We start from the raw sequence: 19,903 nt of genomic DNA on the forward strand, positions 1-19,903 counted from the left end.
TTGCCCTCGGCTAATTCCTCGGCCTGTCCCGCCTCCGACTGCAGACGCTTGCCGTCCAGGACCACCCCCCCCCCCCCCCCACCCCCCCCGACCACCCCCCCCCCCCCCCCCCCCCCCCCCCCCCCCCCCGTGGCCGTACCCGCGGGTGCGTGGTCAGCCGGCCGTCGGGATCTGCGGAGCGAGCAGCGCGGGCAGGCGGGTCGTGCGCGGCTTCGCCGGGATCTCCGCCACCGCACGGGCGAGGGCCTGGTCCGCGCCGTGGACCACGGACAGATGGCGGTCCGCCCGGCCGAACGCCGTGTAGACCCAGGGCCGGCTGAGGGCCTGCACGGCGTCGCCGGGCAGCACCACGACCGCCGCGGGCCACCGGGCGCCCACCGCCTGGTGCGCGGTCAGCGCCCACCCGTGCCGCACGGACTGCGCCACCCGCTCCTTCGGTACGACGACGGCCTCGCCGGCGCAGGACAGGTGCAGCCCCTCGGCGTCGGCCTTGACGACCTGGCCCGGCAGCGTACGGCCCGGCGCGGGGGAGTAGGCGATCCGGTCGCCCGGGTCGAAGCCGCCGAAACGGCCGGGGCCGGGGTTGAGCCGCTCCTTGAGTGCCGCGTTCAGCACGCGGGTGCCGGCCGCGCCGCCGTGGCCCGGCGTGATCACCTGGGTCTCCTCGGCGGGCACCCCGATCGCCCGGGGCACGGAGTCCGCGACGAGCTGCACCGTCCGGTGCACGGCCTCGCCCGCGTCCCGCACCGGCACGATCACGACCTCCTTTCCGGGGGCCTCGACCTGGTTGAGCTCGCCGATGCCGACGCCGGAGACCAGCTCGCCCAGCGGGCCCGGGTCCGGGCGCCGGGAGGCGACCTGCGGGCAGATCCGCGCGGCCAGCAGATCCGCGAACACCCGCCCGGGACCCACGGACCACAGCACCGCGGGGTCCCCGGCCAGCACCAGCCGGGCGCCGTCCGGCAGCGACTCGGTGAGCAGCGCCGCCGTCTCGACGTCCAGCTGCGGGGCGTCGAGCACCACGAGCAGGTCGAGGTCCAGCGCTCCCTCGGCGTCCCGGCCGGGCCCTTCGGCACCGGACAGCAGCCCGGCGACCGTGGCGACGGCCACCTCGGGGGCGTCCGTGGCCTCGGCGCTCCGCGGTGCCTCGGCACGGGCGGTCCGCGCCCCGAAACGGTCACGGCCGATCGGCCCGTGCGTGGCGGCCCAGGCGCGCAGCCCCAGCCCGCGAGCCGCGCTCAGCAGGGCCGCCGGTTCGGCCAGGGAGGCTTCGCCACCCGTATGGAGGACCAGACCGTGGCCCGCGACCGCCCGGATCAGCTCGGCGGCGGAACCCCCGGCCGAGGCGGCGGCCTGCTCCCAGTCCGCGGCCGAACCGTCCTCCTTCGGCACCGAGTTGATCAGCCGGGCCAGACCGTCGGCAAGGCTCTCCTCCGCGAGGGCGTACCGCTCCAGACCGACCAGGACGCGCACAGGGCGCTCCTCGCCCTCCTCGCCGCCCTCGGCGGAGTCGTCCTGCTCGCGCCGGGGCGGTGCTCCGGGTTCGTCCAGGGCGTCCTGGAAGACCAGGGCCTCGCCCTCGGCAAGGGTGCTCTGGACGGCCGCGTCGGCATCCGGCACACTCCGCTGGGCCAGCGCGGCGGTGAGCGCCGGCATCTCCAGGGCGGTGTGCCCGGCGAGGGCGGCCTGCTCCAGCAGCCAGACGGTGACCGCCCGGCCGCGGCGCTCGTCGTCCGGAGCGCAGTCCGCGCCGAGCAAGGCCCGCGCGAATCCGTCGGCCTGCTCGGGCCGCACGCTTGCGACCCGCAGCAACTGCCAGGGATCCCCCCGCAGTTGCTCGTCGGCTCCCTCCCCGAGGGCCGCGGCGACCTGCGCCGCCAGCGCGTCCGGTGCCCCGCCCTCGGTGAGTACCCGCCGCACGGACTCGACGGTCTCCGGGGCGGCAGTCGCGCTCACCGGGGGTGTCGACACCGGCTGCGGCCTCGATTCCGGGGCGGTGCGGCGCGGCGCGGGTGCGGGCTCGCTGAAGACGGCTGCCGCGGGCTTCTCGCCGCTCTCCACCGCCCGTACGGCCGCGAGGAGGTCGGCGGCCTTCCCGCTGAGCTTGGTCCCGGCGGCGATGGGCGCCTTCTTCTCGGCCTTCCGCTGCTCGATCCGCTCCCGCTCCAGCCGCTGGGCGGCGAGCTCGGCCTCGGCCTCGGACAGCTTCTTCGCTTCCTCGGCGTCGTCGGCGGTCTCGCCCTTGGCACCGGCACCGGCTTCCACGGTCGCGCTGTCGGGGGTGGCGCGGGCCTCCACGACAGCGTCCTCGGCCTCGACGCCCGTCTCGGGGGTGGCGTCGGTCTCCGTGGTCGCGCTGTCGGGGGTGGCGTCGGCCTTCGCGGTCTCGCCCTCGGGGGTGGCGCCGGTCTCCGCGACAGCGTCCTGCGCGGCATCGGCCTCGACGCCTGTCTCGGGGGCGGCGCCCTCCGCCGCGGTGCCCGGCGTCCCCGGCTCGGCGTCCTCGGCGTGCTCAGCGGGCTCCGGCTCCGTGCTCACAGCGTGCTCCAGTCGTGATCGGGATAGCGGTGCACGGGCGCCGACACGTCGTCGAGCGCCCGGCAGATCTCGTCAGGAAGACTAAGGGCCTCCACTGACAGTGCCGCCGTGAGCTGCTGCGCGTTGCGCGCGCCGACGATCGGCGCGGCCACGCCCGGCCGGTCGCGCACCCACGCGAGGGCGACCTGTATCGGCGTCACCGCGAGCCCGTCCGCCGCCGTCGTCACGGCGTCCACGATGCGCGTCGCCGTGTCGTCGAGGTACGGCGCGACGAACGGCGCCAGATGCTCCGAGGCGCCCCGCGAGTCGGCCGGTGTGGCGTTCCGGTACTTGGCGGTGAGCACACCGCGGCCGAGCGGGGACGAGGGAAGCATGCCGATGCCCAGATCCAGGGCGGCCGGCATCACCTCGCGCTCGACGCCGCGCTGCAGCAGCGAGTACTCCAGCTGCGTGCTCGCCAGCCGGGTCCGCGTGCCCGGCGCGGCGATCTGCCAGGTCGCGGCCTTGGCGAGCTGCCACCCACAGAAGTTGGAGACCCCGGCGTAGCGGGCTCGTCCACTGCTGACCGCGAGGTCCAGCGCCTGCAGCGTCTCCTCCAGCGGGGTGTCGGGGTCGAAGGCGTGGATGTGCCACACGTCGACGTAGTCCGTGCCGAGCCGGGCCAGCGAGGCGTCCAGCGCGGAGAGCAGATGGCCGCGCGAGCCGTCGAACCGGCGGTCGGGGTCCGGCACGCTGCCGGCCTTCGTCGAGATGACCAGGTCCCGGCGCGGCACGAGGCCTTCGATGAGACGTCCGAGCAGGTATTCGGCCTCCCCGTCGCCGTACACGTCCGCCGTGTCGACGAGGCTCCCGCCCGCTTCCCAGAACGTCTTCAAGAGGTCCGCGGCGTCGTGCTCGTCGGTGTCCCGACCCCAGGTGAGGGTGCCGAGCCCGATGCGGGACACACGCAGGCCGGTGCGGCCGAGATGCCTCTGCTCCATGAACGCCGAGATTACTGGCCAGAACCTGTCGGATGGGTGCCTGTGGATAACCAGTTTCCGCCGATGCGGCCGGGGGCGGTGCCGGAAAACGGACCGGACGGCCGAAGCGGCGGCCGTGTCCTCGCCGTACCCGAAGCCCCACCCCCGCGCTAAGGTCTGCGGACAAGGACGTTACTGATCGGTAAGGGGATTCGGCATGCAGCTCGGGATCAACCTCGGCTACTGGGGTGCCGGCATGGACGCGGACAATCTGGCCGTCGCCCAGGAGGCCGACCGGCTCGGGTACGCGGTCTGCTGGGCCGCCGAGGCCTACGGCTCCGACGCGGCCACCGTGCTCACCTGGGTCGCCGCCCAGACCGAGCGCATCGACGTCGGCTCGGCCATCTTCCAGATCCCGGCCCGGCAGCCGGCGATGACCGCGATGACCGCCGCCACCCTCGACTCGCTCTCCGGCGGCCGCTTCCGCCTCGGCCTCGGCGTCTCGGGTCCGCAGGTCTCCGAGGGCTGGTACGGCGTCAAGTTCGACAAGCCGCTGTCCCGCACCCGCGAGTACGTCGAGATCGTGCGGAAGGCGATGACCCGCGAGCGGCTGTCGTTCGAGGGCGAGCACTGGACGCTGCCGCTGCCCGGCGGCCCCGGCAAGCCCATCAAGCTCACCGTGCACCCCGAGCGCGAGCACATCCCGCTGTACATCGCCGCCATCGGCCCGAAGAACCTCGAACAGACCGGTGAGATCGCGGACGGCGCGCTGCTGATCTTCCCCTCGGCCGACCACCTCGAGGACACCGCGATCACGTACCTGCGCGCGGGACGCGAGAAGGCGGGCAAGACCCTCGACGGCTTCGACGTGTGCCCGACCCTGCCCCTCGCGGTCGGCGACGACAAGGACGTGGCCGCGCTCGCCGACACCTTCCGCCCGTATACCGCGCTGTACGTCGGCGGCATGGGCAGCAGCAAGCAGAACTTCTACAACCAGCTCGCCCGCCGCATGGGCTACGAGAAGGAAGCCGCCGAGATCCAGGACAAGTACCTGTCCGGCGACAAGCAGGGCGCGGCCGCCGCCGTACCGCACGAGCTGATCGACAAGACGACCCTGCTGGGTTCGGTCGACCGGATCGCGGACCGGATGAAGGCGTACGCGGCGGTCGGGGTCACGACCCTGAGCCTCGCTCCCGCGGGCTTCACGCTCGACGAGCGGCTTGCCTCGCTCCGTGCCGGCGCGGAGGCCATGGAGCGCGCGGGACTCGCGTAGCACCTGGTTCAACCGCCGGAGGTTTACAGCGGCCGTGGTGGGGGCTCGGGGGTCTTCCCCGCCACGGCCGTCACGCAGCACAACGCGCCCGGGCCCGCGTGGTTACGCCCTGAAGCGACCCCGAGGGTCCTCCTTTTGGCGGAGTTGTCCGACACAGCTGTTGCAACACCCCTCTCACCGCATTTGACTCGTTCTTTGCGGACCCTGCGGAGAGTCCTGCAGAGAGGTGCTGACGATGCTTTCGGCCAAGAGTCTGTTCCAGGAGATCATCGACAACGACGAGTCCTTCCGCCTGTTCTGCTCCATCGCGGCCAGCGGGGAGAAGCAGGGCGGCTGGGAGAACGCCCGCATCGCCGCGCTCGTCCCCCCGAGCGAACGGGACATGGCCCCCAAGATCACCCGGCACGGAGCGGACGAGGACAAGCACGGGCGGATCTTCAACGCTCTCCTGAAGAAGCGCGCTCTGGAGCCCGTCCCCGTGCCGCCCGAGACCGACTACACGATGCTCCTGGAGAAGCACGGCATCGGGCTCGCCCACGAGAAGCTGAAGGGCGACCAGCCACTCACGGTGGCGGACATCGTCACCTACCTGGCGCACAGCCGGGTCACGGAGCAGCGGGCCGCCGACCAGATGGTGATGCTGCGCAAGCACTTCGCGGACGACCCCGTGGTCGGCAAGGCGGTCCGGATGATCTCCAACGACGAGGACAACCACCTCGCGTACACCCACGAGGAGCTGTTGCGCTTCGCGGCCGCCGGGCACGGACGGCTCATCCAGCGCACGCTGCGCGACTGCGCGCTCGCCGAGATCGGCATCTACCGGGACGTCAGCCTGGCCGTCATGGCCCACATGGGCCGCATCCTGGGCTGGCCGAAGCCGAAGTCGGCGATGCTCGCGGCCGGCATCCACGCGATGTACGCGTACGAGCGCCTGGCGGGCTGGCGCCGGATGGTGTCCCTGAAGATGCCGGAACGCCGGGACGCCCTCGGAGGCCCCGCGAGCGCGGCCCCCGAGTTCGCCTGAACCGGGGAACGTCCGCGGCCTCCAGCCACGCCGGACCCCCGGCCGCATCCACCGCTACATCCACCCCCGGCTCTTGAACAGCCGGTACAGCAGCACCTCCAGGGCGACCATCAGCGCGATCACCGCCGGATACGCCCACTCCCAGCGCAGCTCGGGCATGTGCTCGAAGTTCATGCCGTAGATCCCCGCGATCATCGTGGGGATCGCGGCCATGGCCGCCCACGCGGAGATCTTCCGCATGTCGTCGTTCTGCCGGACGCTCATCTGCGCCAGATGCGCGGACAGGACGTCCGAGACCAGCCGGTCCAGGCCCTCCACGGACTCGTTCACGCGCGTGAGGTGGTCGTTGACGTCCCGGAAGAAGGGCCGCGCCGTGTCGTCCACGAAGGGCACCGCCCCACCGAACTGCCCCACGCCCGCCAGGCGGGTCAGCGGCAGGGCGAGCGGGCCGGTCGCCCTGCGGAACTCCAGGATCTGCCGCTTGAAGGTGTAGATCCGGGACGCGGTGTGGCGCGAGCCGCCGCCGTCCGGTGAGAACACCTCCGTCTCCAGCTCCTCCAGGTCGGTCTGCAACTCGGTCGCCACGTCCAGGTAGTGGTCGACGACGGCGTCGGCGACCGCGTACAGCACGGCGGTGGGGCCTTTGCCGAGCAACTCGGGCTCCTGCTCCATGCGCTGCCGTACGGCGCCCAGCGGGGAGCCCTCGCCGTGGCGCACCGTCACCACGAACGAGTCGCCGAGGAAGAGCATGACCTCGCCGGTGGAGACGGCGTCGCTCTGAGGCTCGTACACGACCGGCTTGAGGACCGCGAACAGCGAGTCGTCGTAGACCTCCAGCTTGGGCCGCTGGTGGGCCTTCAGGGCGTCCTCGACGGCCAGCGGGTGCAGGCCGAACTCCCGGGTGACGTGGTCGAACTCCTTCTCGGAGGGCTCGTGCAGCCCGATCCAGACGAATCCGTGGGCCGCCCGGGCCTCGGCGAGCGCGTCGGAAAGATCCTCGGGGCCTTTCGACCGGTGTCCGTCGCGGTAGATGGCACAGTCGACGATCACTGAGTGTGTTCTCCTGTCCTCCACGGGCCGCCACGTTCGGGCGTGCGCCTACTCTGGGCCGCATGCCCACCTTGATCCTCGTCCGGCACGGACGTTCGACCGCCAACACCGAGGGACTGCTCGCCGGCTGGACGCCCGGCATCGCCCTCGACGAGCGCGGGGCCGCGCAGGCCGCCGCGCTGCCCGGACGGCTCGCCGAGCTGCCGCTCGCCGAGGTCGTCAGCAGCCCGCTGCAGCGCTGCCAGGAGACGATCCGGCCGCTCCTCGACGCCCGGCCCGGCCTCGCCGCACACTCCGACGAACGGATCGGGGAGTGCCACTACGGCGACTGGTCCGGCCGCAAGCTCGCCGAGCTCAGCGACGAGCCGCTGATGGAGGTCGTGCAGGCGCACCCCTCGGCGGCCGCGTTCCCCGGCGGCGAGTCGATGCGGGCGATGCAGACCCGCGCCGCCGAGGCGGTGCGCGAGTGGAACGCGCGCGTGGAGCGCGACCACGGCCCCGACGCGGTCTACCTCATGTGCTCCCACGGCGACATCATCAAGTCTCTGGTGGCGGACGCACTCGGACTTCATCTCGACCTCTTCCAGCGGATTTCCGTTGAACCGTGTTCCATCACCGCGATCCGTTACACCCGTCTGAGGCCGTTTCTCGTCCGCCTCGGCGACACCGGCGACTTCACGTCCCTGGTGCCGCGCGAGGAGCCTCCGGCCGACGAAGCGACGGTCGGGGGTGGTGCGGGCGCACCGTGATCGCCGGGCGCAGTAGGGTGAAGCGGTTCGCACCCACGATCTCAATGGAGACAGGACGTGTCCCGTCAGGTGTTCCTCTACGATCCCCCGGACCGGTTCGTGGCCGGCACGGTCGGACTGCCCGGACGCCGTACGTTCTTCCTCCAGGCCACGGCCGGCCCCCGGGTGACCAGCGTGGCGCTGGAGAAGACCCAGGTCGCCGCGCTCGCCGAGCGCATGGACGAGCTGCTGGACGAAGTCGTACGCCGTAGCGGCGGAAGTGCCGCCGTCCCGGCGGTGGCGCCCACCGAAGTCGCCGACACCCGCCCCCTGGACGCCCCCGTCGAGGAGGAGTTCCGGGTCGGCACCATGGCTCTGGCCTGGGACGGTGACGAGCAGCGCATGATCGTCGAGGCGCAGGCCCTCGTCGAACTCGACGCCGACACCGACGAGGACCTCGCCGAGGCCGAGGAGCGGCTGCTCCAGGACGAGGAGAACGGCCCCCCGATGCTGCGGGTCCGGCTCACCGGCGCGCAGGCGCGAGCCTTCGCCAAGCGCGCCCTTGACGTCGTCAACGCGGGGCGGCCGCCGTGTCCGCTGTGCAGCCTCCCGCTCGACCCGGAAGGACACGTATGTCCGCGCCAGAACGGATACCGCCGCGGGGCGTGACGACGACAGCGATGTCGGCCGAACTGCTCGCCGAGGGCGAACTCACCGTGCGCGGCCGCATCCGGGAGGCGTCCAACGCCGCGCTGTACTGCACGGTCTCCCACGACGGCCGGGAAGCCGCCTGCATCTACAAGCCGGTGGCCGGTGAGCGGCCCCTGTGGGACTTCCCCGACGGAAACCTCGCCCGCCGTGAGGTCGCGGCCTACGAGGTCTCCGAAGCGACCGGCTGGGGCCTCGTACCGCCCACCGTGCTGCGGGACGGGCCGTACGGCGAGGGCATGTGCCAGCTGTGGATCGAGGTCACGCCCGAGGCCGAACTGCTTTCCCTGGTGGACGGCGAGGAGCCCGAGGCGGGCTGGAAGGCGATCGGCTTCGCCGAGGTCGGGGAGGGGCGGACCGCGCTGCTCGTGCACGCCGACGACGAGCGGCTGCGCCGGCTCGCCGTGCTCGACGCCGTGATCAACAACGCGGACCGCAAGGGCGGGCACCTTCTGCCCACCGCCGGGGGCGTGCTGTACGGCATCGACCACGGAGTCACCTTCAACGTCGAGAGCAAGCTGCGGACGCTGCTGTGGGGGTGGGCCGGAGAGCCGCTGACCGGTGAGGCGGTCGACGTCCTGACAGGCCTCAGGGCGGCGCTCGGCGCGGACGGGGCGCTGACCGCCCGGCTGGCCGAACTGATCACCGCCGCCGAACTCGACGCCACGCGCGCGCGTGTCGACGCGCTGCTGGCCGCCGGGACGCACCCGGAGCCGAGCGGGGACTGGCCGGCCATTCCCTGGCCGCCCGTCTAGCCGCAGGGCACGTCGTGCAGCCGCAGGGCACGCCGTGCGATATCGCGCAAGAATGCCTTACCGGCCATCCGGGCCGGTCCGGTTCGTATACGGAACATCCGTCCGGTTAGGCTCATGACATGCATGCCTGGCCCGCTTCCGAGGTCCCCGCCCTGCCTGGTCAGGGCCGCGACCTGAGGATCCACGACACCGCGACCGGCGGCTTGGTATCCCTCGACCCCGGTCCCGTCGCCCGTATCTACGTCTGCGGCATCACGCCGTACGACGCGACCCACCTGGGTCACGCGGCGACCTACAACGCGTTCGACCTCGTACAACGCGTGTGGCTCGACACCAAGCGGCAGGTCCACTACGTCCAGAACGTCACCGACATCGACGACCCGCTGCTGGAGCGGGCCGAGCGCGACGGCATCGACTGGGCCGCTCTCGCCGAGAAGGAGACGGCCCTCTTCCGGGAGGACATGACGGCCCTGCGGATGCTGCCCCCGCGGCAGTACATCGGCGCGGTCGAGGCGATACCCGGCATCGTGCCGCTCGTCGAACGCCTGCGGGACGCGGGCGCCGCGTACGAGCTCGAGGGGGACGTCTACTTCTCCGTCGAGTCCGACCCGAACTTCGGCAAGGTCTCCAACCTCGACGCCGCCGCGATGCGGCTGCTCTCCGCGGAGCGCGGGGGCGACCCCGACCGGCAGGGCAAGAAGAACCCGCTCGACCCGATGCTGTGGATGGCCGCGCGGGAGGGCGAGCCCAGCTGGGACGGCGGTTCGCTCGGACGTGGCCGGCCCGGCTGGCACATCGAGTGTGTCGCCATCGCGCTGGACCACCTCGGCATGGGCTTCGACGTCCAGGGCGGCGGTTCCGACCTCGCCTTCCCGCACCACGAGATGGGCGCCTCGCACGCCCAGGCGCTGACCGGCGAGTTCCCCATGGCCAAGGCGTACGTCCACGCCGGCATGGTCGCCCTGCACGGCGAGAAGATGTCCAAGTCCAAGGGCAACCTGGTCTTCGTCTCGCAGCTCAGGCGCGACGGCGTCGACCCCGCCGCGATCCGGCTCGCGCTCCTCGCCCACCACTACCGGGCCGACTGGGAGTGGACCGACCAGGTTCTGCAGGACGCCCTCGACCGGGTCGGCCGCTGGCGTGCCGCCGTCTCCCGGCCCGACGGCCCGTCCGCCGAAGCGCTCGTCGACGAGATCCGTGAGGCCCTCGCCGCCGACCTGGACGCGCCGGCCGCGCTGGCCGCCGTGGACCGGTGGGCGGCGCTCCAGAACGAGCGGGGCGGTACCGACGAAGGCGCACCCGGTGTGGTGTCGCGGGCGGTGGACGCCCTGCTGGGCGTGGCGTTGTAGTAGACGCAGAAGGGCGGTGCGCCGGCCGGCGCACCGCCCTCTCACCGGTTCAGTCCTCCGATGAGGAATCCTCGTCGTCCGCCTCGGTGTCCGCGTCCGCCGACTCGGCGTCCGGCTTCGGCGGCCTCGGAGGCTTCGTACGACCGCCGGGGTTGTCCCGCAGGTAGGGCGTGCTGTCGCTGCCGTCGGCTGTGGCGTGCCCACCGGAGCCGCCCGGCCCCGACCCGTCCCGGCGCCGCAGATACCGCTCGAACTCGCGGGCGATCGCCTCACCCGACGCCTCCGGCAGCTCCGCGGTGTCGCGGGCCTCCTCCAGCGACTGGACGTACTCGGCGACCTCGCTGTCCTCGGCGGCCAGCTGGTCGACGCCCACCTGCCAGGCGCGCGCGTCCTCGGGCAGCTCGCCCAGCGGGATGCGTACGTCGATCAGGTCCTCCAGGCGGTTCAGGAGAGCCAGCGTCGCCTTCGGGTTCGGCGGCTGCGACACGTAGTGCGGGACGGCCGCCCACAGCGACACGGCCGGTACGCCCGCGTGCGTGCACGCCTCCTGGAGGATGCCGACGATGCCTGTGGGGCCCTCGTACTTGGTCTCCTCCAGATCCATGCGCCGGGCCAGGTCCGGGTCGGACGTGACGCCGCTGACCGGGACCGGACGGGTGTGCGGGGTGTCACCGAGCAGGGCGCCCAGGACCACCACCAGCTCCACGCCCAGCTCATGGGCGAAGCCGAGGATCTCGTTGCAGAACGAGCGCCATCGCATCGAGGGTTCGATGCCCCGGACGAGCACGAGATCGCGCGGTTTCTCGCCGCCGACCCGGACGACCGAGAGCCGGGTCGTGGGCCACGTGATCTTGCGTACACCGGCGTCCAGCCACACCGTGGGGCGGTTCACCTGGAAGTCGTAGTAGTCCTCGGCGTCCAGCGCCGCGAACACCTCGCCCTTCCACTCCCGGTCCAGGTGCGCGACCGCGGCGGAGGCGGCGTCGCCGGCGTCGTTCCAGCCCTCGAACGCGGCCACCATGACTGGGTCGATCAGCTCGGGAACTCCCTCCAGCTCGATCACCCAGCGCCTCCTTCCGACGTGCCCTCGCTTAACGACCCAACCTTACGGCGTGCGGCGGGGGCGCCCGCAGCCCCCTTGCACGGGGGAGTGAACGGATCACTGCCCCGATCGTCGCCTCGGGACACCACTCGTGGGGTGCTCCTCACAGGCTCGACCTGAGCCACTGCTCGACGCTCGCGACGTGCACGGTCGCCCAGGACCGTGCCGCCTCCGCGTCCCGGTCGCGCAGTGCCGCCAGGATCGCCCGGTGCTCGTGCAGGGTGCGGCTGACCGCGTCCTCCTGGGTCAGCCCCCGCCAGACGCGGGCCCGGGTGGTGGGCCCGGACAGGCCGTCCAGCAGGGAACACAGGACGGAGTTCCCGGAGCTCTGCACGATGCCGCGGTGGAAGTCCAGGTCACAGGCGACCAGCTCCTCCACGGACGGGCTGTCACCCAGCCTGTCCAACTGTGCCGAGAGCGCGTCCAGTTGCTGCTCACTGATCCGCAGGGCCGCCATCGCGGTCGCGGCCGGCTCCAGGATGCGGCGCACGGCCAGGAACTCCAGCACCGTGTCGTCGCGGTGGAAGTCGACGACGAAGCTCAGCGCCTCCAGGAGGAGCTGAGGGTCGAGGCTGGTGACGTACGTGCCGTCGCCCTGCCGTACGTCCAGGATCCGGATCAGGGACAGGGCGCGCACCGCCTCCCGCAGGGAGTTTCGGGACAGGCCGAGCTCGGCGGCGAGCTCGCTCTCCTTGGGGAGCCGGTCCCCGGGGCGCAGCGCGCCGGAGACGATCATGCCCTTGATCTTCTCGATCGCCTCGTCGGTGACTGCCATGACCGGCCTCCCTCGTGCCCCATGATCCTGAGACATCGGATGTCTCAGCCACATTATGCGGTGTGCCCGGAGAAGCGCCCCCAGGCCGGCGATCACTGCCCCCACGAAGGCGGCGGGGGCGGGGTGCGCAGCCGTCGGCCCGTCGTGCCCCGGCATGCCGAGGGTCACGCCTGGTACTCCTCCGCCAGCAGCCGCAGCGCCTCCAGCGCGACGACGGCCCCCTGCTGGATGCCCGCCGCGACGATCTCCCGGTGCGGGTCGTACCCGCCGGTCATCTCCTCGTCGACCAGCTCGTCGGCGTTCACCCCGTCCACGACGAGGACGCCGCCCGCGACGAGCCCGCGCAGCGAGGCGGTCACGAACAGCGCCGACAGTTCCATCTCGATGGCCGCGAGCCCGGCACCGGCGTAGGAGAACAGGGGAAGGAGCCCCGGCTGGAAGGCCGCCCGCGTCCACACGATGCCCCGGTGGTGCGGGGCGCCCGCCGCGCGGGCCGCGCGCTGGAGCGCGAGGACCGCCTCAGGCGAGGAGACGGCCGGGAACTCCGGTGGCAACAACTGCTGTGTGACCCCGTCGTCCCGCACGGCCGCCTCCGCGATGACGAGGTCGCCGTCCCCGATGCCGGGCTTCATCGCGCCCGCCGTACCGAACCGGATGAGCGTGCGCACCCCCGCGTCCGCCAGCTCCTGGAACAGCAGGATCGCGCCCGGCCCGCCCACCCCGTGCGAGGCGACGAGGACCGGCAGGCCCTTCCAGCCGCCGCTGAACACACGGTATTCGCGGTGGTGGGAGACCTCCTCGGCGGCGTCGAGGAGCGCGGCGACGGCCGCCGCCCGCGCCGGGTCGCCGACGACGACCGCGTACTCCGGAAGGCCGGCGCGGGGTATGCGGGTGACGGGCGACAGGTCCAGCGTCATGCGGTGGCTCCTCGACATGTCGAACACGGGTTCTCCGAGGTCACGTACGGTATGCGACTCCCCGCACCGCTCCGGCCGGGTCCCACGGTCACAACCCGGCGTTCGACGTCACGCCGGGGCGGCTGGTGACGGGGCGGGTGACGGAACGGGGCATGCCGGGGTCATGCAGGCAACCAAGGCACGCAGGCAATCGGGCAGCGAGTGGCCGGGCGCGCGAAAGGGGCGGCTCCGTCGCCGTGGAGCCACCCCTTTCGCCTCGTACCGCCTACTCCTTGTCGAGCAGGTCCTGGACCCTCGCGCGGACGTCGTCCGTCGCCAGGCCCCGGATCGTCAGCGTCGTACGGCGGCGCAGCACGTCGTCCGCCGTCTCGGCCCACTCGTTGTCGCGGGCGTAGACGACCTGCGCCCAGATCTCCGGGGCGTCCGGGTGGACGCGCTCGGCGAGTTCCGGGTTGTCGTTGGCGAGGCGGGCGATGTCGAAGGCCAGCGAGCCGTAGTGCGTGGCCAGGTGCCTGGCCGTGTCGGCCCCCATGCGCGGACCCGGCGCCGGGTGGTCGACGAGCAGCCGGTGGGCCACCGCGCGCGGGTTGGCGACACCCGGCAGCGGCAGCTTCTTCGGCAGCGAGGAGATCGGTTCGAAGTCGTCGCCCAGCGGGTGCCCCGGCAGCGCCTCCAGCTTCTGCATGACCGTACGGCCGATGTGCCGGAAGGTCGTCCACTTGCCGCCCGCGACGGACAGCATGCCGCCCCTGCCCTCGGTCACCACCGTCTCGCGCTTGGCCTTCGCCGTGCTGCCGGGGCCACCCGGCAGCACGCGCAGACCCGCGAAGGCGTACGTGATGAGGTCACGGTCGAGCTGCTGGTCGCGGATGGAGAACGCGGCCTCGTCGAGTATCTGGGCCGTGTCCTTCTCGGTGACGGTGACGTCCGCCGGGTCGCCCTCGTACTCCTCGTCGGTCGTGCCGAGCAGCAGCATGTCCTCCCAGGGGAGGGCGAAGGTGATGCGGTACTTGTCGATCGGGGTGGCGAGTGCCGCCTTCCAGGGGGAGGTGCGCTTCAGGACCAGGTGCGCGCCCTTCGACAGCCGGATGGACGGGGCGGAGTTCGGGTCCTCCAGCTTGCGCAGGTGGTCGACCCACGGACCGGTCGCGTTGAGCACCAGACGGGCGTTCACACCGAACTCGTCACCGGACTGGCGGTCGCGCAGTTCCGCGCCCGTCACCCGGCCCCTGGTGAAGCGCAGGCCGGTGACCTCGGCGTGGTTGAGGACGGCCGCGCCCGCCTCGACGGCCGCGCGGACCGTCATGAGCGCCATCCGGGAGTCGTTCATCTGGTCGTCGCCGTACACGGCCACGGCCTTGAGGTTGTCGGTACGCAGCTCGGGCACGTCCTGCGCGGCCTTCGACGGCGAGAGCAGGTGCCCGACGCCGTCACCGAAGGCCGACAGGGCGGAGTAGGCGAAGACGCCCGCTCCCAGCTTCGCCGCGCCGTGCGGCCCGCCCTTGTACACGGGGAGGTAGAACGTGAGCGGGTTCGCCAGGTGGGGGGCCACCTGGCGGGAGACCGCACGGCGCTCGAAGTGGTTCTCCGCCACCAGCCGCACCGCGCCGGTCTGCAGGTAGCGCAGACCGCCGTGGAGCAGCTTGGAGGAGGCGGAGGAGGTGGCGCCGGCGAAGTCGCCGGCGTCGACCAGCGCCACCCTGAGGCCGGACTGCGCGGCGTGCCAGGCGGTGGAGATGCCCAGAATGCCGCCGCCGATCACGAGAAGGTCGTACGACGCCTTGGCGAGCTGCTCCCGGGTCTCGGCTCGGCTCGGATTCGAGCCGAAGGCCGGGCGCGTACCGAGGGCAGGCACGGACTGCAGGGTGGACTGACTGGTCATTCGGGTTCTTACTCCTCGTCCTCGAGCCAGCCCATGGTCCGCTCGACGGCCTTGAGCCAGCTCTTGTACTCACGGTCGCGGATGTCCGCGTCCATGCGGGGGGTCCACTCGGCGGCCCGGCGCCAGTTGGCGCGCAGGTCGTCGGTGCTGGTCCAGAAGCCGACGGCGAGGCCGGCGGCGTAGGCGGCGCCGAGGCAGGTGGTCTCGGCGACCATCGGGCGCACCACGGGCGCGTCCAGGAAGTCCGAGAGGGTCTGCATCAGCAGGTTGTTGGAGGTCATGCCGCCGTCGACCTTGAGTGCCGCGAGCTCGACACCGGAGTCCTTGGTCATGGCGTCGCTGATCTCACGGGTCTGCCAGGCGGTGGCCTCCAGAACGGCGCGGGCGATGTGCGCCTTGGTGACGTACCGGGTGAGACCGGCGATCACACCGCGGGCGTCCGGGCGCCAGTAGGGGGCGAACAGACCGGAGAAGGCCGGCACGAAGTACGCGCCGCCGTTGTCCTCGACCGAGAGCGCGAGCGTCTCGATCTCGGCGGCGGTGCTGATCAGGCCCATCTGGTCGCGCATCCACTGCACCAGCGAACCGGTGACGGCGATCGAGCCCTCGAGGGCGTAGACCGGCGCCTCGTCGCCGATGCGGTAGCCGACGGTGGTCAGCAGCCCGGAGTACGAGTTGATGATCTTGTCGCCAGTGTTCATCAGCATGAACGTGCCGGTGCCGTACGTCGACTTGGCCTCGCCCTCGGCGAAACAGGTCTGGCCGAACAGGGCCGCCTGCTGGTCGCCCAGCGCGGAGGCGACCGGGATGCCGCCGAGCAGGTCGCCCAGCTTGCCGCCGGTGATCTCGCCGTACACCTCGGCGGAGGAGCGGATCTCGGGCAGCATCGCCAGCGGGACACCGATGGACTCGGCGATCTTCGGGTCCCACTCCAGCGTGTGCAGGTTCATCAGCATGGTGCGGGAGGCGTTGGTGACGTCGGTGACGTGCCGGCCGCCGTTGACACCACCGGTCAGGTTCCAGATGACCCAGCTGTCCATGGTGCCGAAGAGGATGTCGCCGGCCTCGGCGCGTGCCCGCAGGCCCTCGACGTTGTCCAGCAGCCAGCGGGCCTTGGGACCGGCGAAGTAGGAGGCCAGAGGCAGGCCGGTCTCACGGCGGAAACGGTCCTGCCCGACGTTGCGGCCGAGCTCCCGGCACAGGGCGTCGGTGCGGGTGTCCTGCCAGACGATGGCGTTGTGGACGGGCTCACCGGTGTTCTTGTCCCAGAGCAGCGTGGTCTCGCGCTGGTTGGTGATGCCGATGGCCTTGATGTCGTCACGCGTGATGCCGGCCTTGGCGATCGCCGAGGCGACGACCTCCTCGACGTTGGTCCAGATCTCGGTGGCGTCGTGCTCGACCCAGCCCGGCTTCGGGAAGATCTGCTCGTGCTCCTTCTGGTCGACGGAGACGATACGGCCGTCCCGGTCGAAGACGATGCAGCGGCTGGAGGTGGTGCCCTGGTCGATCGCGGCGATGAACGGGCCGGCGGTGTGGGCGTCGGTCACTGTGTGCTCCTGGAAGTCCGTGGTTAAGGGGCTTTACGTACGGCGCGTGCTGTCTGGCTCGGTGGGAGCCGGGTGCTCCTAAGCAAATGCGACGTTGTAGATGCCTGCAGCGATGGCGCCGCCGATCAGCGGACCGACCACCGGGATCCAGGCATAGCTCCAGTCGGAGCCGCCCTTGTTGGGGAGAGGCAGGAGGGCGTGCACGATACGCGGACCGAGGTCACGGGCCGGGTTGATCGCGTAGCCGGTCGGCCCGCCGAGGGACAGACCGATGGAGACCACCACGAGCGCGGTGATCAGGGCGCCCAGGGTGCCGAGGCCGTCGCCGTTCGCGTTCAGGCCCTGCGTGAGGACGGCGAGCACCAGGACCACGGTGCCGATGATCTCGGTGGCGAGGTTCTGCCACACGACGCGGATCTCGGGGCCGGTGGAGAAGACGCCCAGGACCGGGCCCGCGCCCTTCTCCTGCGCCTCGACGGCCTTGGCCGTCGTGGCCTGCGCGCCCGGACCGCCGACGATCTCCCTGTCGGTGAGGTGCGCGTGGAACTGGCCGTAGTAGGCGACCCAGACCAGGGTCGCGCCGATCGCGGCGCCGAGCAGCTGGCCGGCCCAGTAGACCGGGACGTCGCTCCAGTCGCCGTCCTTGATGGCGAGGGCGAGCGTCACTGCCGGGTTGAGGTGCGCCCCGGAGAGCGGCGCCGAGGTGTACACGGCTGTCAGTACGGCGAAACCCCACCCGAAGGTGATGGCGAGCCAGCCGGCGTTGCGTGCCTTTGAGGCCTTCAGCGTGACGGCGGCGCAGACGCCACCGCCGAGCAGGATGAGTATGGCGGTACCTATGGTCTCGCCGATGAAGATGTCGGAGCTGGACACCCGCGACTCCTTTGTCCTTCGTCCAGGGAAAGCAGAACCCCGGGTCCCTCCGGTGGTTCGCGTGCCCTCGGGGGTGAGGGCGATGCCGGCCCTTGGCGTTGTCACACTCTAGCGCGTATTGCCGGTAGGTGTTCGACAATGCCGACCGATGGACGGGAGTCTTGCTCCGGGGTTACGCGGACGTCAAGAGCTCTGTTGTCGAAAACGCGATCGTTATTGATCGGCGCGAACTTCGATCTTGAGTTCGATACGGACGGCTGCGGAACAGGAACGATATGTGTCGATCCGACGGGTCGATCTGACGGTTTGCCCCGTTGTGTCAGATGACGACTGAGGGCCGGTACGTCGACTCGACGTACCGGCCCTCAGTCGTACGGTGCTCAGAACCGCCCGGCGCCCAGGTCCCGCGACACCGCGCGGGCGCAGTCCCGCACCGCGGCGATCAGCTCGGGGCGCAGTTCCCCGTCCCGGCACAGCCGCTCCACCGCACCGGTGATGCCGACGGCGCCCACCGGCATGCGCCGCCGGTCGTGGATGGGCGCGGCGATGGACGCGACGCCCTCCCAGGTCTCCTCGACGTCGGCCGCGTACCCACGCGCGCGCGTGATGTCCAGGATCTGCTCGAACTCGTCGAGATCGCAGACGGTCCGGTCCGTGAACGCCTTGCGGTCGCTCTCCAGCGCCTCGCTGTGCGCGACCGGGTCGTAGGCCGACAGGACCTTGCCCAGTGCCGTGCAGTGCAGGGGCTGCATGGCCCCGATCTCCAGCACCTGCCGGCTGTCGTCCGGACGGAAGACGTGGTGCACGATCAGCACGCCCTGCTGGTGCAGCACGCCCAGGTGAGTGCTCTCCCCGCTGGAGCGGGCCAGGTCGTCCGTCCACACCAGGGCGCGCGCCCGCAGTTCGTGCACGTCCAGATAGGTCGTGCCCAGGCGCAGCAGCTCCGCGCCCAGTTGGTAGCGGCCCGAGGCGTCGTCCTGCTCCACGAAGCCCTCCTGCTGGAGGGTGCGCAGGATGCCGTGCGCGGTGCCCTTGGCGAGGCCCAGCGACGAGGCGATGTCAGAGAGGCCGAGCCGCCGCTCGCCGCCCGCGAGGAGCCGCAGCATCGCGGCCGCCCGTTCGAGCGACTGGATGTTCCGTGCCATCGCCGTACTGCCTCCGTCCCCTTCGACCGCCGTTCCGCGACGCTCGCTGCCGCCGTTCGGCAATGTCGAACACTACCGGTCCATGCCGACCTCCCGCTAACGGTCGGTCCGAATCTGTTGCGTCACTCGTATCCCGTGCGTGACCCTGCCGCCATCCTCGTCCGTCCCGTGGACGCCCTGACCAGCCGACCCCGGGCCCGGTTACCCTGGCGGCGTGCGTCCCCGGAGAGTTGCACGGGTGACGCAAAGCCGACAGCCGTCGCACCTCGAGGGAGCCCTTTCATGGCCTCTGTGCCGCCGACCCCTTCCACCGACAGCCGGACTCGTGTGTCCGCGCTCCGAGACGCGCTCGCCTCCCGGGTGGTGGTGGCCGACGGAGCGATGGGCACCATGCTCCAGGCCCAGGACCCCACGCTGGAGGACTTCGAGAATCTCGAAGGCTGCAACGAGATCCTGAACGTGACCCGCCCGGACATCGTCCGCTCCGTCCACGAGGCGTACTTCGCCGTGGGCGTCGACTGCGTCGAGACGAACACCTTCGGCGCCAATCACACGGCCATGGTCGAGTACGACATCCCCGACCGCGTGTACGAGCTGTCCGAGGCGGGCGCCCGCATCGCCCGCGAGACCGCCGACGAGTACGCCGCGCGCGACGGCCGCACGCGCTGGGTCCTGGGCTCGGTGGGCCCGGGCACCAAGCTCCCCACTCTGGGCCACATCGCGTACCCGACGATCCGCGACGGCTACCAGACCAACGCCGAGGGCCTGCTGGCCGGCGGCGCCGACGCCCTGATCGTGGAGACGACCCAGGACCTGCTCCAGACCAAGGCCTCCGTGGTCGGCGCCCGGCGGGCGATGGAGGCGACCGGCGTCGAGGTTCCCCTGGTGGTCTCGATGGCCTTCGAGACGACCGGCGTGATGCTGCTGGGTTCGGAGATCGGCGCGGCGCTGACCGCGCTGGAGCCGCTGGGCATCGACATGATCGGCCTCAACTGCTCGACCGGCCCGGCCGAGATGAGCGAGCACCTGCGCTATCTGACCCGCCACTCCCGCATCCCGCTGCTGTGCATGCCGAACGCCGGCCTGCCGATCCTGACCAAGGACGGCGCCCACTTCCCCCTGGACGCGGAGGGGTTGGCGGATGCGCAGGAGACGTTCGTGCGTGACTACGGCCTCAGTCTGGTCGGTGGTTGTTGCGGGACGACGCCGGAGCATTTGCGGCAGGTGGTGGAGCGGGTGCGGGGGGTGGCTCCGGGGGTGCGGGAGCCGCGTCCGGAG

The 19,903-nt window shown here is 71.7% G+C and carries 17 protein-coding genes; 7 read left to right on the forward strand and 10 right to left on the reverse strand.

Features of this window, described 5'->3' with window-relative positions:
* Window positions 1-153: 153 nt before the first annotated feature.
* Both ACZ5XS_RS21985 and ACZ5XS_RS21990 read right to left on the reverse strand, forming a co-directional pair.
* Window positions 154-2,538 carry a helix-hairpin-helix domain-containing protein gene (locus ACZ5XS_RS21985; RefSeq protein WP_468653750.1) on the reverse strand — a complete coding sequence of 795 codons (2,385 nt, stop codon included), beginning with the start codon at window positions 2,536-2,538 and terminating at the stop codon, window positions 154-156.
* Complete coding sequence (locus ACZ5XS_RS21990; protein ID WP_468653752.1) at window positions 2,535-3,518, reverse strand: aldo/keto reductase; 984 nt, start codon at window positions 3,516-3,518, stop codon at window positions 2,535-2,537. The genes ACZ5XS_RS21985 and ACZ5XS_RS21990 overlap by 4 nt, the downstream gene beginning before the upstream one ends.
* 196 nt (window positions 3,519-3,714) lie before the next feature.
* Between ACZ5XS_RS21990 and ACZ5XS_RS21995 the strand changes: the two genes are divergently transcribed.
* Both ACZ5XS_RS21995 and ACZ5XS_RS22000 read left to right on the forward strand, forming a co-directional pair.
* Complete coding sequence (locus tag ACZ5XS_RS21995) at window positions 3,715-4,770, forward strand: LLM class F420-dependent oxidoreductase (RefSeq protein WP_217238897.1); 1,056 nt, start codon at window positions 3,715-3,717, stop codon at window positions 4,768-4,770.
* A gap of 235 nt (window positions 4,771-5,005) precedes the next feature.
* Window positions 5,006-5,794 (forward strand): ferritin-like domain-containing protein, encoded by a 789-nt coding sequence (locus tag ACZ5XS_RS22000; RefSeq protein WP_468653754.1) that lies wholly within the window; start codon window positions 5,006-5,008, stop codon window positions 5,792-5,794.
* A gap of 54 nt (window positions 5,795-5,848) precedes the next feature.
* On the opposite strand, the gene corA is transcribed toward ACZ5XS_RS22000, so the two are convergent.
* Window positions 5,849-6,844: a magnesium/cobalt transporter CorA gene (gene corA, locus ACZ5XS_RS22005; protein ID WP_468653756.1), complete on the reverse strand. Its 996-nt coding sequence runs from the start codon at window positions 6,842-6,844 to the stop codon at window positions 5,849-5,851.
* A 62-nt stretch (window positions 6,845-6,906) separates the two neighbouring features.
* On the opposite strand from corA, the gene ACZ5XS_RS22010 reads away from it, so the two are divergent.
* The 4 genes from ACZ5XS_RS22010 (at window position 6,907) to mshC (ending at window position 10,384) form a co-directional block, all read left to right on the forward strand.
* A complete protein-coding gene (locus ACZ5XS_RS22010; protein WP_468653758.1) occupies window positions 6,907-7,593 on the forward strand; it encodes a histidine phosphatase family protein in 687 nt (228 codons plus the stop codon).
* 57 nt (window positions 7,594-7,650) lie between these two features.
* Window positions 7,651-8,241 carry a DUF3090 domain-containing protein gene (locus ACZ5XS_RS22015; RefSeq protein WP_217238901.1) on the forward strand — a complete coding sequence of 197 codons (591 nt, stop codon included), beginning with the start codon at window positions 7,651-7,653 and terminating at the stop codon, window positions 8,239-8,241.
* Window positions 8,205-9,035 carry an SCO1664 family protein gene (locus tag ACZ5XS_RS22020; RefSeq protein WP_468653760.1) on the forward strand — a complete coding sequence of 277 codons (831 nt, stop codon included), beginning with the start codon at window positions 8,205-8,207 and terminating at the stop codon, window positions 9,033-9,035. Before ACZ5XS_RS22015 ends, ACZ5XS_RS22020 begins: the two co-directional genes overlap by 37 nt.
* Before the next feature lie 119 nt (window positions 9,036-9,154).
* On the forward strand, window positions 9,155-10,384 hold the full coding sequence (gene mshC, locus ACZ5XS_RS22025; RefSeq protein WP_468653762.1) for a cysteine--1-D-myo-inosityl 2-amino-2-deoxy-alpha-D-glucopyranoside ligase: 1,230 nt from the start codon (window positions 9,155-9,157) through the stop codon (window positions 10,382-10,384).
* Between the two features lie 49 nt (window positions 10,385-10,433).
* On the opposite strand, the gene ACZ5XS_RS22030 is transcribed toward mshC, so the two are convergent.
* The 7 genes from ACZ5XS_RS22030 to ACZ5XS_RS22060 all read right to left on the reverse strand — a co-directional run bounded on the left by ACZ5XS_RS22030 (window position 10,434) and on the right by ACZ5XS_RS22060 (window position 18,625).
* Window positions 10,434-11,447, reverse strand: coding sequence for a PAC2 family protein (locus ACZ5XS_RS22030; RefSeq protein WP_468653764.1), 1,014 nt, complete (start codon window positions 11,445-11,447; stop codon window positions 10,434-10,436).
* A gap of 142 nt (window positions 11,448-11,589) precedes the next feature.
* Window positions 11,590-12,261, reverse strand: a complete 672-nt coding sequence (locus tag ACZ5XS_RS22035) for a FadR/GntR family transcriptional regulator (RefSeq protein ID WP_217238906.1) — start codon at window positions 12,259-12,261, stop codon at window positions 11,590-11,592.
* 164 nt (window positions 12,262-12,425) lie between these two features.
* Window positions 12,426-13,178, reverse strand: coding sequence for a phosphorylase family protein (locus ACZ5XS_RS22040; protein ID WP_468653766.1), 753 nt, complete (start codon window positions 13,176-13,178; stop codon window positions 12,426-12,428).
* Between the two features lie 265 nt (window positions 13,179-13,443).
* Window positions 13,444-15,060 (reverse strand): glycerol-3-phosphate dehydrogenase/oxidase, encoded by a 1,617-nt coding sequence (locus ACZ5XS_RS22045; protein ID WP_468653767.1) that lies wholly within the window; start codon window positions 15,058-15,060, stop codon window positions 13,444-13,446.
* An 8-nt stretch (window positions 15,061-15,068) separates the two neighbouring features.
* Window positions 15,069-16,607, reverse strand: coding sequence for a glycerol kinase GlpK (gene glpK, locus ACZ5XS_RS22050; RefSeq protein WP_468653769.1), 1,539 nt, complete (start codon window positions 16,605-16,607; stop codon window positions 15,069-15,071).
* A gap of 78 nt (window positions 16,608-16,685) precedes the next feature.
* Window positions 16,686-17,480 carry an MIP/aquaporin family protein gene (locus tag ACZ5XS_RS22055; protein ID WP_468653771.1) on the reverse strand — a complete coding sequence of 265 codons (795 nt, stop codon included), beginning with the start codon at window positions 17,478-17,480 and terminating at the stop codon, window positions 16,686-16,688.
* 380 nt (window positions 17,481-17,860) lie between these two features.
* The gene (locus ACZ5XS_RS22060) at window positions 17,861-18,625 is read right to left on the reverse strand and encodes an IclR family transcriptional regulator (RefSeq protein ID WP_468653773.1); all 765 of its coding nucleotides are present in this window, start codon (window positions 18,623-18,625) and stop codon (window positions 17,861-17,863) included.
* 282 nt (window positions 18,626-18,907) lie between these two features.
* On the opposite strand from ACZ5XS_RS22060, the gene ACZ5XS_RS22065 reads away from it, so the two are divergent.
* On the forward strand, window positions 18,908-19,903 hold a 996-nt coding region (locus ACZ5XS_RS22065; protein ID WP_468653775.1), incomplete at its 3' end, for a homocysteine S-methyltransferase family protein.

It is taken from the genome of Streptomyces sp. NPDC033131 (assembly GCF_055578365.1).